At 62.0% G+C, this 18,681-nt stretch carries 1 protein-coding gene; it reads left to right on the forward strand.

The features are described from left to right. The first annotated feature begins 329 nt into the window (after positions 1-329). Positions 330-18,644 carry an Ig-like domain-containing protein gene (locus tag XH90_RS12900; RefSeq protein ID WP_194481837.1) on the forward strand — a complete coding sequence of 6,105 codons (18,315 nt, stop codon included), beginning with the start codon at positions 330-332 and terminating at the stop codon, positions 18,642-18,644. The last annotated feature ends 37 nt before the right edge of the window (positions 18,645-18,681 follow it).

Below are 18,681 nucleotides of genomic sequence, written 5' to 3' on the forward strand. Positions count from 1 at the left end.
GGATATCAGGGTGGCAATTCACCGGCGCATTCGATCAGGCGCCGTCGGCCTTGGCGTCGTTCAGAAATCGACATCGAAATCTCGGACTCGAAGCCTCACCGGCGCGGCCCCTATCTGGTTTCAATTTCGTCCGCCGCATCGTTGCCGCTGATTCATGAATAAAATCAATTTGTTGATTGATATTCGGTTTTTTTTGAATTTCTCCATCAGTCAAATTAATTACGGGCGGAAAAACTCGCGCATTGCGCGTGTGGCTACTTTTCCGGTCGGCATTGTAATGCTATCTCAATAGGTAATTTAATTTATTTTTAACTATTTACGGTGGCGTCTTGAAGTACACCGACACATTGCCGTCGATCGGCTCGGATCACCAATCCCTTCATTTCGGCCCCGTTTCGGCTGCCGATCATCGGCCTACAAGCAGCGTCGAAATTCCCGACGCGCATCTTTTGTTCTCCGGCAACTTTGAGCGGATCGGAGCCGACCTGATCCTGTCGGACGAGCTTCATCGCGTCATCGTGCCAAACTACTTTCGCGATCACGTGCGCCCCTTGCTCGTGTCCCCGGAAGGAGCGCCGCTCGATCCCGGCGTCGTCGATACCCTGACAGGTCACACCCAGTATGCACAGGCCGGCGCGCCAGCTGCCGGCGGCAAGGTCGTGGGCCACGTCGTCAAGATGACCGGCAGCGCAAGCATCGTCCGCAATGGCGTGGCGATCGTCGCCAATGTCGGTGATGCCGTCTACCAGAGCGATGTGGTCCAGACGGGCAGCGGGTCGACCCTGGGTCTCGTGCTCGACGATGGCACGACGTTCAATCTGTCCGCCAGTTCGCGGTTCCTGCTGAACGAATTGACCTATGATGCCAGCAGCACTTCCAACAGCTCGCTGATGACCCTGGTTCAGGGCGCCGCCAGCTTCGTGGCGGGGCAGGTTGCAAAGACCGGCGATATGCGGGTGGCGACACCCACCGCCACGATCGGCATTCGCGGTACGGCTGTCATTCTCGACGTGTCCGCGACCGATGGAAAGGTGTCCGTCTCGGTCGTCGATCAGCAGGACGGTCAGGTGCATGCCGTTCAGGTTTTCAACACGGCCGGCGTCCTGATCGGTACCGTCACGAGCAACGGATCGACGCTGACGTTGACGCCGACCGCAAACTTCGACGTGATTGCTCAGCAGACCAACAAGACGACAGATCAGGTCGCTCAGGAATTCAGTGCCTTCCAGCAAGTGCTGAGCACATATGATTCCGGCAAGCAGCTGTTTCCAAATCTTCCCCAGCACACCGAGAACAAGGATCAGAACAACAACAACCCGAGCCCGAATAGCACCACGAAGTTCGCCGGCAGCCCGCCGCTCCAGCCGCCCGGTACCGAATATCATCCGCCGGCCGGGACAACTACCGTTCAACCCTCGAGCGCGACGACGTCGACGGTTGTCGTCACGGTCAATCCGTCTGACGCTGGCACGGACTTGGCGACCACCAAGTCCGTCACGGTCGATCCGATCATCATCCCGGTCAAACTGTCGTCGATACCTTTTGTCGTCACTCCGCCGAGCGTAGCGGCGATCACCTCCGGTGCGGGAGATCACATCGGCCCGGTCATGAGTGCCAATGGTGACGTGGTCTACGATCCTGACGGCGCCATCTATTTCTTCAGCCGCGAAACCGGCACGACTACCACCATCGCTTCGCCGTCGAGCGGCTGGAGCTATGGCTCGCCGACGATCAGTTCCGATGGGCGGTACATCGTCTATCAGGGATCCGATGGTAGTGGGAGTTTCGTATTCGTCTACGGCACTGATTCTTCCGATCCCGCGCATTACCATGTCCAGACTGAGCTGGCTCCAGGCAGCGCTCCCACCGTCAGCGGTGACGGCAGCGCGATCGTGGTCGAGCAAGGTGGCGGCAATATCGCGATCTACGATTTGCAGGGCAACCTGAAGGCCGTGATCACGCCGGCCGCTGCCGGAAGTTCGGGGGCGCTTTGGAAGCCCGCAATCAGTGCCGACGGCCACATTGTCGTGTTCTGGAACTCGGACGCAGCAGTTTCCGGAGGCGCAGGCCAGCTCGACGTGCTCGATCTCTCGACGGGGGGAATTACCCAGATTGGGAACACCGCCATCGGTGCGGGGACTGCGCCGCCGACCGTCAGCGCCGACGGCCACCTGATCGCCTACCAGAGCACTGACGGGACCGGCCATTCCGAAATCTATCTCTATGATCTGAACGCCGGCACGGTCGTATTCCACACCTCGAACGCCTCAGGCAGCAGTTACAGTCCGGTGCTGAGCCCTGATGGACATTTCATCGTCTTTACCAGCGACGCGCAGCTGGCGTCGGCCGATCACAACAGTTTTGCCGACATCTATATCGTCGATGTCACGAACCCGGCTGCACCGGTGTACAAGCTGGTTTCCGATGGTGTGAATGCGGCTTCCAATGGAGGCGCGGCCATCAGCGCCGGGGGCCAGTACGTCGCTTTTGGAAACAGCAGCAACATCTTCTTTGCCGACCCAACCTCGGGCCTCAGCGCGATCATTCTGGAGACCGTCAAATCGCCGGCGATGCTGACCGCGAAGGGGGCGATCTCGATCACCGGCGACTACACGGGCGTGGATATCGGCGTGACCGATCAATTTGGCAGCTCGACGCCAAATTTCACCGCGAGCTTCGATTCCGCCGGGCACATCAATTGGACCTTCAGCGAGTTGAAGAGCGACTTCGCCTTCTTGTCTTATGGCCAGGATGCGACGCAAGAGTTCATTGTCACGCTGTCCGCTGACAATGGCACCCTGACGATACCAGTTTTCATCACGGTGCATGACGGCGTACAGCCGACCATCCAGACTGCGGATGCCGCGCCGGTCGCTGCGCCCGTCACGCTTGCGCAGGGTCAGCAGGACAATTCGTATACGATCACGCCGGCCGCGCTGCTGACGGGGGTCGCCGATATCGATGGACCGTCGCTGACCATCACGTCGCTGGCGGTCAGGAGCGGAGGCGGCGGCCTCGTCCAGAACAGTGATCTGACATGGACCTATACGCCGGATCCCGGATTCAGCGGTCAGGTCGTTTTCGACTACACGGTGTCGGATTCCATCAAGTCGGCCGCTTCGATCGCAAGCCTCAACATTGCGCTGCCGCTTGCGATTACGTCGATCGCTCCGGACGGCGGCGTAGTTGGGGACTTTGTCACCAACGGTACGTCACTGACCGTCTCGGGGACCAACGGCACGCTATCGGCCGGCGAGAAGATTCAGATCAGCAGCGATGGTGGCATCACGTGGAGCGATGCCGTCCAGACGTCGGGATCGACATGGAGCCTGACCGATCCGGTCGTGCACATCTCGAACTTTGCGTATCAAGCGCGCGTCGTCGATTCCGCCAACAACGCCGTCAACTCGGTGGTTCAGGCGATCACGATCGACACGGCTGCGCCGGTGGTCGGAATCACGAGTGGCAGCGGCCTGACCAATCATGCCAACCAGATCGTCGCAGGAACAGTGGATCTGGCTGATGCGGGCACCACCGTCATTGTGTTCGATAATGGCAATTCCGTCGCCGGCGCCGTTGTCGGGGCGGATGGACACTGGAGCACGGTCGTTTCCCTGACCGAGGGGGACAATAGCCTGGTTGCCCAGGATTCCGACGTTGCAGGCAATGTCGGTGTCAGCAACACCATTGTCATTTCGCTCGACACGACGGCACCGAGCGCGGTCGCGACTGTCACGGCGCTGAGCCCGGACAGTGGCAGCTCGTCGACCGACTTCAATACCAACGTTGCCTCACAAACGATCAGCGGGACCTACACCGGTGCGCTCGGCTCCGGCGAGGTGATCCAGGTCAGCGCCGATGGCGGCGCGACTTGGGTGGCGGCGACGGCATCGAGTGGCAATTGGTCGGCCTCCGGGGTCACGTTGTCCCCCGGCGCCGGCCTGCTGTCGGTTCGCACGATCGACCTGGCAGGCAACACCACGTCCGGCACGGGCCACGCCTACACGCTGGATCAGAACGCGCCGACCGCGGTTGCGACCGTCACCGCGCTAAGCTCCGACACCGGCTCATCGAGCAGTGATTTCGTCACCAGCAGCAGCTCGCAGACAGTAAGCGGAAGCTTTACAGGCACGCTGAGCTTCGGCGAGCAGATTCAGGTCAGCGCCGATGGCGGTGCCACCTGGGTGACTGCAAGCACGAGCGGCGCGAGCTGGTCGGCGTCCGGCGTGACGCTCTCGACGGGCACGGGCGCGCTGTCGGTGCGCACGATCGACTTGGCCGGCAACATCACGTCGGGAGCGGGTCATAGCTATACGCTGGATCAGACTGCTCCTTCGGGCGGTGCGCCGGATCTGATTGCGACGTCGGATTCAGGCGTTTCCAGTACCGACAATATCACCAACGTACTGGCGCCGACGTTCTCAGTCTCGCTCGGATCTGGCGTGGCAGTGGGTGATATCGTTGAGCTGCGGCTGAATGGAGCGTCGTTCTCTCATCCGCTGGTGCATGCGGTCAGCTTGGCCGACCTCTCTGCCCAGAGCATCAGTTTCTCGGTTAATCCTGGCGATCTTGGGATCGACGGCGCCAAGCAGATTTCGGCGCTGTTCACGGATGCTGCGGGCAACAGCACGACCAGTTCGGTGCTTGGCGTCACGCTGGATACCTCGGCCCCTGTGGTGACAATCGGCAACGCGGGCGGCAACACGAACCAGGTCGCGCAGACCATTTCGGGGACTGTGGACCTCGCGGACGCAGGTGCGACCGTCAGCGTGCTGGATGGAGGTGCGCCGGTGGCTACCGCCACCGTTCAGGCCGACGGCAGCTGGAGTACGAGCGTTACGCTCCAGAGCGGCAACAACGATCTGACAGCTCAGGTCACCGATACCGCGGGCAATCAAGGTGTCAGCAATGTCGTCACCTATACGCTGAACACGAACGCGCCCATTGGCGGCACCCCGGACCTGATAGCCGCATCGGATTCCGGATCGTCCAGTACGGACAACATCACCAATGTAACGGCGCCTATTTTTACGGTTGCGCTAGGTACTAATGTAGTGGTCGGCGACACGGTCGAGCTGCTGCTTGGTGGCTCGTCTCTGGCAACTCCGGTGCTGCATACCGTCACCTCAGCCGATGTCACTGCGCACAGCGTCAGCCTGACGGTCACGGCGGGCGATCTCGGGGGCGACGGCAATAAGCAAATCTCGGCGCAGCTGAGCGATTCATTCGGAAACAGCTCTACCACAGCGGCGCTGATCGTCACCGTGGATACGACGGTGCCATCGGCGGTTGCGACGGTGACGGCGTTGGGCGCCGATAGCGGCAGTTCCTCGATCGATTTCGTCACCAACGTGGCGTCGCAGACGGTCAGCGGCACCTACACCGGTTCGCTGGGATCCGGCGAGACGATCCAGGTCAGTGCCGACGGCGGCACCACCTGGGTCACGGCGATCGCGAACACATCAAACAACACCTGGTCGGCAGCGGGAGTGACCCTGTCGGCGGCCGGCATAACGCTGTCGGTGCGGACCATTGATCCGGCCGGCAACGTCACGGCGGGCACGAGCCATAGCTATACGCTCGACACCACGGCGCCGTCGGCGGTTGCGACAGTGACGGCCCTGAGCTCCGATAGCGGCAGTTCGTCGAGCGACTTCGTCACCAACGTGGCGTCGCAGACGGTGAGTGGGACCTACATCGGTACGCTTGGCTCCGGCGAAACGATCCGGGTCAGCGCCGACGGCGGCGCCACCTGGGTTACAGCGGCCGCCAATACATCGAACCATACCTGGTCGGCATCGGGGGTAGCGCTATCGCCCAGCGGTACGACACTGTCAGTGCAGACGATCGATACGGCCGGGAATGCGACGGCGGGGACAGGGCACAGCTACACGCTCGACACATCCGCACCCACCGCAGTCGCGACGGTGACGGCGCTGAACTCCGATAGCGGCAGCTCGTCGAGCGACTTCATCACCGGCGTGGCGTCGCAGACGGTGAGTGGCACCTACAGCGGTACGCTGGGGTCCGGCGAAACGATCCAGGTCAGCGCCGATGGCGGTACCGCCTGGGTCACAGCGACAGAAAACATATCGACCAACACCTGGTCGGCGCCGGGCGTGACCCTGTTGGCGGCCGGCACCACGCTGTCGGTGCGGACCATCGATCTGGCCGGCAATGTCGCGGCGGGCACGAGCCACAGCTATACGCTCGACACGACGGCGCCGACGGCCGTTGCGACGGTGACGACGCTGAGTTCCGATAGCGGTAGTTCGTCGAGCGACTTCGTCACCAGCGTGGCGTCGCAGACGGTGAGCGGCACCTATAGCGGCACGCTGGGATCTGGCGAGACGGTCCAGATTAGCGCCGACGGTGGCGCCACTTGGGTCACGGCCACCGCGAACACGTCAAACAACACCTGGTCGGCGGCGGGGGTGACCCTGTTGGCAGCCGGCACTACGCTGTCGGTGAGAACCATTGATCTGGCAGGCAATTCCACGGCGGGCACGGGGCACAGCTATACGCTGGACACGACGGCGCCGGCGGCCGTTGCGACGGTGACGGCGTTAAGCTCTGATACCGGTTCATCGAGCAGCGACTTCGTCACCAACGTGGCGTCACAAACGGTGAGCGGCACCTACAGCGGCACGCTGGGATCCGGCGAGACGATCCGGGTCAGTGCCGACGGCGGCACCACCTGGGTCACGGCGACCGTCAATACGTCGAACCACACCTGGTCGGCGTCGGCGGTGACGCTGTCGCCCAGCGGCACGACACTGTCGGTGCAGACGATTGACACAGCCGGGAATGCGACGACGGGGACACCCCATAGCTATACACTGGATACGACGGCGCCGACGGCCGTTGCAACGGTGACGGCGCTGAGCTCCGATAGTGGCAGTTTGTCGAGTGACTTCATCACCAATGTGGCGTCGCAGACGGTGAGTGGTACCTACATCGGTACGCTGGGAGCCGGCGAGACAATCCAGGTCAGCGCAGACGGCGGCACCACCTGGGTCACGGCGACGGTCAATACGTCGAACCATACCTGGTCGGCATCTGGCGTGACGCTGTCGCCCAGCGGCACGACACTGTCGGTGCAGACGATTGATGCGGCCGGGAATGCGACGGCGGGGGTAGGTCACAGCTACACGCTCGACTCAACCGCACCTACAGCAGTTGCAACGGTAACCGCGCTCAGTTCCGATACTGGCTCATCGAACAGCGACTTCATCACCGATGTGGCATCGCAGACGGTGAGCGGGACCTACACCGGTACACTGGGATCCGGCGAGACGATCCAGGTCAGCGCGGACGGCGGCGCCACCTGGGTCGCCGCGATAGCAAATACATCGAACCATACCTGGTCGGCGTCGGGCGTGACGCTGTCGGCCAGTGGCACGACGCTGTCGGTGCAGACGATCGACACGGCGGGGAATGTGACGGCTGGGACCGGCCACAGCTATACACTGGACACGACGGCGCCGACGGCAGTTGCGACTGTGACGGCGTTGAGCTCCGATAGCGGCAGCTCGTCGAGCGATTTCATCACCAGCGCGGCGTCGCAGACCGTCAGCGGGACCTATAGCGGCACATTCGGAACCGGCGAGACGATCCAGGTCAGCGCCGATGGCGGCACCACCTGGGTCGCCGCAACGGTCAATACGTCGAACCACACGTGGTCTGCATCTGGCGTGACGCTGTCGCCCAGCGGCACGACACTGTCGGTGCAGACGATCGATACGGCCGGGAATGCGACGGCGGGGACAGGCCACAGCTACACGCTCGACACATCCGCACCGACGGCGGTTGCGACGGTGACGGCCCTGAGCTCCGATACCGGTACATCGAACAGCGACTTCGTCACCAGCGTGGCGTCGCAGACGGTCAGTGGGACCTATACCGGTACGCTGGGATCCGGCGAGACGATCCGCGTCAGCGCAGACGGCGGCACCACCTGGGTCACGGCGACGGCAAATGCGTCGAACCATACGTGGTCGGCATCAGGCGTGACGCTGTTGGCTAGCGGCACTTCATTATCGGTGCAGACGATTGACCCGGCAGGGAATGTGACGTCGGGGACACCCCATAGCTATACACTGGACACGACGGCGCCGACGGCTGCTGCGACGGTGACGGCCCTGAGCTCCGATAGCGGCAATTCGTCGAGCGACTTCATCACCAATGTGGCGTTGCAGACGGTGAGTGGCACCTATACCGGTACGCTGGGAACCGGCGAGACAATCCAGGTCAGCGCGGACGGCGGCACCACCTGGGTCACGGCGATCGCAAATACATCGAACCATACCTGGTCGGCGTCGGGCGTGACGCTGTCGGCCAGCGGCACGACACTGTCGGTGCAGACGATCGATACGGCCGGGAATGCGACGGCGGGGACAGGGCACAGCTATACACTGGACACGACGGCGCCGACGGCAGTTGCGGCGGTGACGGCGCTGAGCTCCGACAGTGGCAGTTCGTCGAGCGACTTCATCACCAGCGTGGCGTCGCAGACTGTGAGTGGCACCTACACCGGTACGCTGGGATCCGGTGAAGCGATCCAGGTCAGCGCCGATGGCGGCACAACCTGGGTGACGGCGACCGTCAATACATCGAACCATACCTGGTCGCTCTCGGGTGTGACGCTGTCGCCCGGCGGCACGACACTGTCGGTGCAGACGATTGATGCGGCCGGAAACATCACGGCGGGGACCGGCCACAGCTATTCGCTCGACACATCAGCACCCACGGCAGTTGCGACGGTAACGGCGCTGAGCGCCGATACCGGTACATCGAACAGCGACTTCGTCACCAGCGTGGCGTCACAGACGGTGAGTGGCGCTTACACCGGTACGCTAGGGTCCGGCGAGACGATCCAGGTCAGCGCAGACGGCGGCACAACCTGGGTGACGGCGACTGCAAACACGTCGGCCAACACCTGGTCGGCAGCAGGGGTGACGCTGTTGGCGGGGGGCACCACGCTATCGGTGCGGACCATTGATCTGGCCGGCAACATCACGGCGGGTACGGGGCATAGCTATACGTTGGATAGTTCGGCGCCGCCTGAAGCCGTCGCAATTACCTCCATTACCGGAGCATCGTCGCCTGCGAGCACGTCGATTATCGTTGCCGGCACCAACGGTGCGCTCCGGCCCGGCGACAAGGTGCAGATCAGCAGCAGCGATAATGCGACGTGGACGGATGTGGTGGCCAGCGGGTTGAATCGGTGGAGTTTCGCCGACAACGTCGCCCGCAGTTCGAGCTTCACCTACTTCATTCGGGTCGTGGATTCGGCCGGCAACGCCGGCGCGACGGCGACCCAGTCGGTGGTGGTTGCTAACAACGGTGCAACCGTGGCCATGGCCGCGGCCGGAGGTGTCGCCGAGTTCACCGGGACCGGCGGAAATCTCCAGGTCGGGGCGGCTGGTGTGTCCGCCACCATCAACGCCATTTCGGTCGCGAGCGGCGGATCCGCCACGATCAACGGGAGCGGCAATGTCATAACGTCTGCTGGCGATGCCATTGATCTTTACGCAACGGGAGCACCTCAGGGAAGCCCGGAAAACCTGCTGGTCAATCCAACAGGAACGATCACGGGCGCTGCCTCGGGCATCTCTGTGGCCCAGAATGCAGCGGGTTCGATCATGGTCACGACCTCCGGGCCGGTGACCGGCCTCGCGGGCCGAGGCATTCTGGCGCAGCAAACCGCAACGGGCACCGGCGCGATTACGATTAATGGATCGGGCACCGTAATCGGCACAGGCGCAGCCTTCAGTGGCATCGCAGCGCAGAACCTGAACTCATCGAACAATGCCGACATAACGGTCAGCCAAACCGGAAATATCATTGGTGGACACGACGGGATCCACGTCCAAACCAACGGCAACGGCAATATCAGCGTAACCACCGCGCCTAATCCGCTCGAGGCAACCGCGCAAATCGTCGGGTCCGCGCTCTACGGCATCGAGGCACAATCCAAGGGCACGGGCAATATCCTGATCACGACGGCTGCCGGCACGGTCATTACATCAGGCGGCGTCGGGATCAACGCGTACAACGAAGCGACCTCTTTGCCCAAGGTCGGCAATGTGATCGCAAGCTCGATTTCAGTCAATGCGAGCGGCGTGATCAACTCAGGCGTAGCTCTGACCGGACAAGGTGGCCGTGCAGCCGGTATCCTCGCCGGGTACAAAGGCGGCACGACCAATACGGTCAATGCCAGCGTGTACGGCAATGTCGTCGTCAACAACTCTGCGACCATCAACGCGGCGGGTGGTGACGGTATCCGCGCCTACAACTTCGGCCCAGGCAACGTCTCCATCAGCAATTCCGGGATGATCACTGCCAAGGATGTCTATGGCATCGTCGGTTCGAGCAACGGCACGGGCAACGTCTCGGTCACGACGACCGCCAGTTCCAGTATCACCTCGGGGTCGCATGGCATCCTTGCGATCAACCAGGCCACTTCGATTTTGCAGACCTTGGGCTCGACGGTCACCGTGATAGCCGACGGTACCATCAACTCGGGTGTACACCTTTCAGCCGGAGGCGCCTCGCCAGCCGGCATTTCGGCCGGATATTACGGCAGCAACGGCACGTCAAATCCGAACATCAACGGCTCGGTGCTTGTCGATAACGCGGCCAATATCACGGCGAGAGCGGGATACGGCATCATTGCCTTCAATCTCGGCTACGGAAACATCGCCGTCATCAACAGGGCCGACACGTCCGTGAGCGGCGGGCAATTCGGCATCAACGTCGGTTCGTCCGTCAACGGCACCGCGTCGCCGTCCGATGTCTCGGTGACCATCGAAGCCAATTCGACGCCGACGATTGCTGCAGTGACCGCGAGCTCGCTCATGGGCCTCGCCGCAATCAACGCCAACAACTCGAGCGGCGGCAACATCACGATCGTGACCGGTGCCAATGATCAGTTTATCTCCGGTGGCTTCGGCATCAACGCCAATTCGTCGGCGGGCAGCGTCGCAGTCGGAAAGCAGATATCAGTCACGACATCGACGGGGTTGATCGACTCCGGTTACAATGTCTTTTCGGGCGGTGGTACGCCTGCGGCCATTTCGGCCGGCTACGGTGTCCTCTCGCCGGCCAGCATTCACGGTAACGTCGTTCTGGACAATTCGGCGACTGTCACCGCGGCTTCGGGTTCCGGAATCAATCTCTACAACAACGGCAACGGCAGTATCAGCGCAACGCTGCGGCCGACGTCGTCGATCAACGCAGCGCAGGGAGCTGGCGTTACAGCATTCTCGGCCGCCGGCGGCAACATCGGGATCGACAACCAGGGCGCCATCACCGCGGCGGCCATCGGCATTTCCGTCAACAACGGATCCAGCGCTTCGGTCAACGGGTTGATCTCGATCTCCAATTCCGGAACGGTCTATGCGCCCGGCGTACCGTACATGCCCGTCGTGACAATCGGCAATGCGAACAGCACTCAGACCGCAACGGTTTCCAACAGCGCTACCAAGTCCATCGCCTCAACTCTCTTTGCCCGCACGACCGGCAACGTCGCCATTTCGTTCTTCACCGGCAATGGGTCGGTCACCAACAATGGCACGATCACCGGCAACGTCAATTTCAGCGGGAGTGCCAGCGGCAGCTTCAGCAACGCGTCCGGGGCAACCTGGAATATCAACGGCTGGAATTCCTTTGGCAGCGGTACAAGCACGATCGGCAATTCCGGTCTTATCAGCTTGTCTGGCCTTGCCGCCTTGTCCGGCCCAAGCGCGATCACCCTGACGAATACGGGCAGCATATCTGTCAGTTCCAATGCCTCGGCGCAGATCTTTGCGAACGTCAGCGGGGCAGGCGCGATCGCCTTGGGAGATCATGCGGCTCTCGAGCTTGGATCCTTTGTTGCGGCCTCACAGGCGATCAATTTGGCCGGCAGGGACCTTCTGACATTCGATAACCCGGCCTCGGTGGGTACCAATCTGCCGCTCACCTTTAGTACCAGCGGCAACGGCAACATTGGCACCGTCATAACCCTGCAAGGCAGTGGCATCACGGCTGCGAATGTAAGTGGCTCCACGCTGACCGTGAGCGGCGCTCAGAACCAAACGTTCCAGGTGTCCGGCACCGGGCTATCCGGCAACACGTTTGACGTTCTCTCGTCGAACCGCATCGTGCTGGTGCCAAGCAGCGCGCAGACCGTCTCAGGTATCTTTACATCGCAGCCGGCAGTAGCGCCCGCAAACTTCTACATCCTCGACAATTACCACATCAACAGCAGCACGGGCGCTGGATTCAACCTGTCGACGTCTGACACTGCGAATACGTATACGATCGTCGCCAACGCCAGTTCCGACATTGTGATCAACGGTGCGTTCCCCGGTCTCCGGGTCGCGACGCAGGGCGCCAGCGGCGCGATCATCAATGCTGCGAATATAGCCGGCCCGATCGCTGGCACTGGCCCCATCACCGGTGTCGTCGTGGATACCACGCAGAATGCAAACACCGGCAACGGCTCCGCCGACATCGTCAATTACGCAAATGTCAGCGGCACCACCAACGGCATCACCGCCAATACGGTCAACGGCAATATCAGTATTGTCAACATGGCCACCACGGTGGCCGGAACTAGCTCGTACGGAATATTGGGCGTGTCCAGCGGCACGGGCAACGTCACCATCACCTCGTCGGGCGGCACGATCACCGGCGGCTTTAACGGCATCCGCGCCGCAGCTCTGCAGGAGTTCACTCCCGGGACGGGCAACGTCATCATCTACAACTCGTCCAGCATCACGAGTGGCGCGAACTCAAACAATGCAGGCAGCGGCGCGGCCGGTCTTCGCGCGCGCATTCTCAATAACAACAACACGGTGCCGAACGCCGCGATCGCAGGCGACGTCACGATCGAGAATCGCGCCAGCATCACGGCGCTGGCCGGCGCGGGCATTTTTGCCGACAACTACGGTTCGGGAAATACGTCAGTTACGTTTGCGGGCGGCCAGAACACGATCACGGCGGTCAATGGCGGAGCGACGGGCGTCGGTAGTGGCCTTACTCAGTACGGCATCTTCGCCTTCACCTATGGTATTGGAAGCTCGCTGGTGAATTCCGGCTATGGCACCACCATTACATCGGGCAGCACTGGCATCAATGCCGGCAACCAGGCCACAACGATTGCTTCGGGCAGCGGCAGCACCGTCTCGGTCTACAGCCAAGGATTCATTTCATCCGGAACGAACGTCAACAACGGCGGCAGCGCGCAATCCGCGATCCAGGCAGGCTATAATCCCGGCGGCAGCGGCGCCTTCAGTTCTGCGGTGTATGGCGACGTGATCGTCAATGTCGCGAGTGACGGCAATCCCTTCGGCAACCCCAATCCGACTCTGCTCGCTGCGGCCGGGCCCGGCATCCTTGCGTACGACTACGGCGTCGGCAACATCACGGTCAGCGTCGGCTCGGGTGTGTCGATCAATGCACTGAACGCTGCATCGTCGTCATCGGGTGGTAATGCTCCCTATGGCATCAGCGCCACCAATCGCGGGCCGGGCAGTATTTCCGTCCTGACGTTGAACGGGTCCTCCATCAATTCCGGCAGCACCGGCATCAACGCCGTCAACGACGCAAATCCGACGGTGAGCACGCCGGATCTGGTCAATCTCTTCGCCGCCAATGCCGCTACCGGCAATCCTGCGGTCGTCGCGGTGACGGCGGCCGGCACGATCACTGCAGGCGGACAGCAAACAAACAGCGGCGGTACACCGTCCGGCATCGCCGCCGGCTTCTTTGGTGGAGGAGGGCACTCCAACCAGTATGTCAGCGGCAACGTCTTCATCAACAACGCCGCGGTGGTCAACGCTGCTGGCTTTGGTCTCCAGGGGTACAATTTCGGCTACGGCAGCATCACGATCAACGTCGCCTCGGGCGCCAACATCACGGCGGGCTCTAACGGCATCTACGCTCACGCCGACGGCGGCTTCACCGATCCGGTCACCGCCAGCGCGCTCACGCGTGATATCTCGATCAACGTATCGGCAAACACGACGATCACCGCCGGCTCTGCGGCTTTCAACAAGGCCTACGGCATTCTCGCCTTCAGCGTCAACGCGAGCAGCATCTCGATCGTGACTTCGGCGGGGGACACGATCGATTCGCAACAGGGCGGCTCCGGCATCAACGCCGTCAACGAGGCCACCAGCATTGCCCAGTCGTTCAACAGTTCGGTGGTCGTGACAAACGCGGCGACAATCCACTCCGGCATCGGCCTCACCGGATTCAACGGCCAGCCGGCCGGTATCATCGCGGGCTATATCGGCCAAACGACGGACCCGAGCCTGAACAATCCGCCGAACCCTGCGAACTACAACGTCTATGGCGAGGTCGACGTCAACAACTTCGGCAATATCACGTCGAATGCAGGCGACGGCATCAGGGCTTACAATTATGGCGTCGGCGACGTCTATGTGAACAATTTTGCCGGAACCATCGTCGCCATGGGCGGCGCCAGCCCGCCGAACGGAACGGGTGTCGGCATTCTCGCGCAGAATTTCGGACCGGGCAGCATTCATCTGACGACCTCGGCCACGACCTCGATTACGTCAGGCAGTTCCGGCATCGCTGCGGTCAACAAGGCGACCACTGCGGACCCGCTCCATCCCACCGTGGTCGTCCCCGCGACATCCGAGATCGCCGTTTATGCCTCCGGAATCATCAAATCCGGCACGACGCTGACGGGGTCCGGCGACGTGCCTGCGGGCATCTTGGCCGGCTACAACCCGAACAATTTGAACAACCCCCAGGTGGGCGTCGGCGTCCACGGCAACGTTTTCGTCGACAGCCATGCCACGATCCAGGCACCGTTCGGCACGGATGGTATTCGCGGGGTCAACTACGGCGGTCCGGATAGCAGCGGCGCTGGCGGCGATATCAATATTTTCATCGAAACCGACTCGACTGTGACGGGCGGGCGCTATGGCGTCGCCGCCCTGAGTTACGGCGTTGCCGTCGACCCACTGAGCCCTGACCCACAGAACCCGAACTATGTTCCCAATGGCGGAGACGTCAGTGTCACGAACAACGGCGCGGTGTTTGGTGGCGGGCTCGCGGCGATCAACGCGACGACCAACGGCGCCGGCGTGGCGACAATCGACAACACCGGTTTCGTCAGTGGTGTGGTGATAGGTTACAATGCGACTTTCACCAATGAGGCCAGCGGGCGCTGGCTCTTTGACGGCACCAGCAGCTTCACCGGCGCAAGCAGCTTCACTAACGCCGGAACCATCGAGACCAGCGGTACGTCCGCGATCAGCGGCCTCGATAGTTTCACCAACACCGGGATGATCACCGTCGATTTGGGCACCTTGACGATCGGCGCGCCCATGACCGGCGGCGGCACCGCCCGGCTCTACAATGGAACACTGGTTCTCACGGGCGTGTCCGACGTCAATGTCCAGTTTGCCGACATCAATCCCGTAAGCGGTGGCGAACTGGTGCTCTTGGATCCCATTCACTTCACCGGTACCGTTACAGGCTTCGACTTTGCCGACGCGATCGATCTTGCCAACGTTGCGCCTGGCAGCGTCAGCGTTACGAATGACGGCGGCTTCCTGCGCGTCAATTTCGCCGGCGGCGCGATCCAGCTGCTCGGCAATTACGCGGCCAACGGCTTCTCGATCAACTCCGATCTCAGTGGCGGCACGCTCGTCCGCTGGGAAGGGACCACCCACGGACCAGTGATCGACGCCTCGCATTTCACGCTTCAAAACAACGCGGACGGTACGACCACGATCTTCGGCCTTAATGTGAGCGATACCGATCCGGTCGGATCGCTGAACATGGCGATGGCCACGATAACCTCCTCGGGGGTGGATACGGTCTCGCCAAGCAGCGGCTCGGGAACCCTCTCCGACCTCACCACCACGCTCAACAACGGCGTGATCTACAATCCGACTGCGGCACCGGCGCAGAAGGAAATGATCACGATGACGATCACCGACAGTGACGGTGGGTCTGACGCGGTGCATTTTATCTTCACGCCCGGTTCGAACAACGGCGGCAACGGTGTTACCCTGCAGGGGACCTCCGGCGAGGACGTGATTTTCGCGACCGGCGGCCCTGATACGCTGACCGGCGGTGCGGGCGCCGATCTGTTTGTCATCACGCCTAACGGTTCAAGCACGGCGCAGGACACGATCACCGACTTTGTCGAGGGCTTCGACAAGATCGATCTCAGGCAGATGCCAGGGATTTTCTTCCTGGCTGACATCCAGTCACGCGCCACGCAGCAGGGCAACGATGCCCTCATCGACTTCGGCGCTACCGGCGGAGTGATACTGAAGAACGTCCTGGCGACGAGCCTTCTGGCCGGCGACTTCATCTTCAACAACGGCGTCACCGGGACCACCGGCAACGACACGCTGGTCGGCACCGGCCAGGTCGACGGGCTGTTCGGGCTCGATGGCAACGACCGCCTGCAGGGCCTTGCCGGCAACGATTGGCTGGATGGCGGTCAGGGCTTTGACCGCGCGATCTATACGGATGCGACCGGGCCCGTGACGATCAATCTGGCCGCGGGCACGGTGAGCGGTGCCGGGGTCGGCACCGACACGCTGGTCAACATCGAGGGCGCGGTCGGCAGCAATTTTGCCGACACGTATAACTCGGCGGGATTTACCGGCGACAGCGCGATACCGGGCACGCCGGTCGGCTTCAACGAATTCGAGGGCAAGGGTGGCGACGACACCATCATCAGCAATCTCAACAGCCAGGGCGCCGAGCTGACACGGGTGTCCTATGTCAGTGCGACCGGGGCGGTGACGGTCGATCTTATGGCGGGATACGCCCAAGGGGATGCGTCCGTCGGTCACGACACGCTCGTCGGCTCGGGCTTCAGTGGCGTCTACGGATCGGCGTTCGACGACACCATCAGCGGCAGCAATAATCCAAACTTCACGGCGGAAGTTTTCGCCGGCTTTGCCGGCAACGATCTGATCGACGGTCGCGGCGGCTTTGACCGCGCCGACTACAACGTCGATTCGACGACCACGTCGGGCATCAACGTCAACCTTGCGGCGGGCATCGTGACGGGTGACGCAACGGTCGGAACCGATACGCTGCGTTCGGTCGAGGCGGTCCGCGGTACCAACTTTGCCGATACCTACGACGCGACGGGTTTCAGCAATAACAGCACGAATGCAGGCTCGCTCGGTACGTTCAACGAGTTTACCGGCAACGGTGGTGACGACACGATCATCGGCAACGGCAACACGCGACTCGGCTTCAACAACGCCACGGCGGGCGTGAATGTCGATTTTGTGACCGGTATTGCCACCGGAGATGCATCTGTCGGCACCGATCACTTCAGCGGAGTGAATGCGGTGCAGGCGTCGGTGTTCGATGACACCCTGCTCGGAGGTGCGACCAACGACACCTTTACCGGACTTGCCGGCAACGACTACATCGACGGTCGCGGTGGCTTTGACATCTCATCCTACAACAACATCTTCTTCACCACCGGCGGCGTGACGGTGAACATGGCGGCGGGCATCGCGGCCGGAGACGCCTCGATCGGCAGCGACACGCTGCACTCGATCGAGGGCATCCAGGGCACGATGTTCGCCGACACCTACGACGCGACCGGCTTTGGCCAGGCGGGCGCTGCCAATGTTGGCAGTCTCGGCACCTTCAACCAGTTCGAAGGCCTTGGCGGCGACGACACGATCACCGGCAACGGCAACACCAAGGTCATCTATGGCAATTCGACCGATGGCGTGACGATCACGATCGGCGTCGGCGGCGCCGGCACGGCACAGGGCACGGCGAGTGGCGATCTGGCCACCGTCGGCCACGACGTCTTCACCGGTGGCGTCAACGCCGCGCTCGGCAGCAACTTCGCCGACGTCTACGACGCACACGCCTTCGACGGCGGCTTCAACGCGTTTCAGGGCAATGCCGGGGATGACACCATCACAGGCAATGGCGCGACCCAGATACAGTACGGCAATGCGACCACCTCAGGTGTGACGATCACGATCGGCGCAGGCGGGGTCGGCACGGCTGCAGGCGATACCTCGGTCGGCACGGACCACTTCACTGGAGTTAACAGTGCGATCGGTAGCAGCTTTGCCGACAGCTACAACGCGTCCGGGTTCAGCGGCTTCAACTCGTTCCAGGGCCAGGGCGGCAACGATACCATCACCGGCAATGGCGCGACCCAGATCCAGTTCAGCAACGCCACCGCCGGCGTCGCAGTGGACCTTGCTGCCGGCACTGCGGACGGCGATGGCTCGGTCGGACACGACATCTTCACCGGCGTCAGCAATGTCGTGGGCTCGAACTTCAACGATACGATTACGGGCAATGCCGCCAACAACGTTCTCTCCGGCTTGAATGGCAACGATACTTTTGTCTTCAAGGAGGTGACCGGTGGCGGAATAGGAAATGACGTGATCACAGACTTCGTCGCCGGACAGGATCATATCCAACTCGACTATGCGGCATTCGATCCGAACAACGCTTCGACCTTTTCCGCCTGGCTGTCGAGCCACGCCAGCACGGTGAACGGCACGGATACGTTGATCGACCTCGATCCCGTGTCGAACCCGGGCAAGGATACGATCCTGCTGAAGACCGTGGCGCAAGCCAGTCTACATGCCAGCGACTTCATCGTGCCCTGAAGTGGCTGTCTGCGGAGGTGTCTCGCCATTGAATTAC

The organism is Bradyrhizobium sp. CCBAU 53338, from assembly GCF_015291665.1.
GTDB lineage: Bacteria > Pseudomonadota > Alphaproteobacteria > Rhizobiales > Xanthobacteraceae > Bradyrhizobium.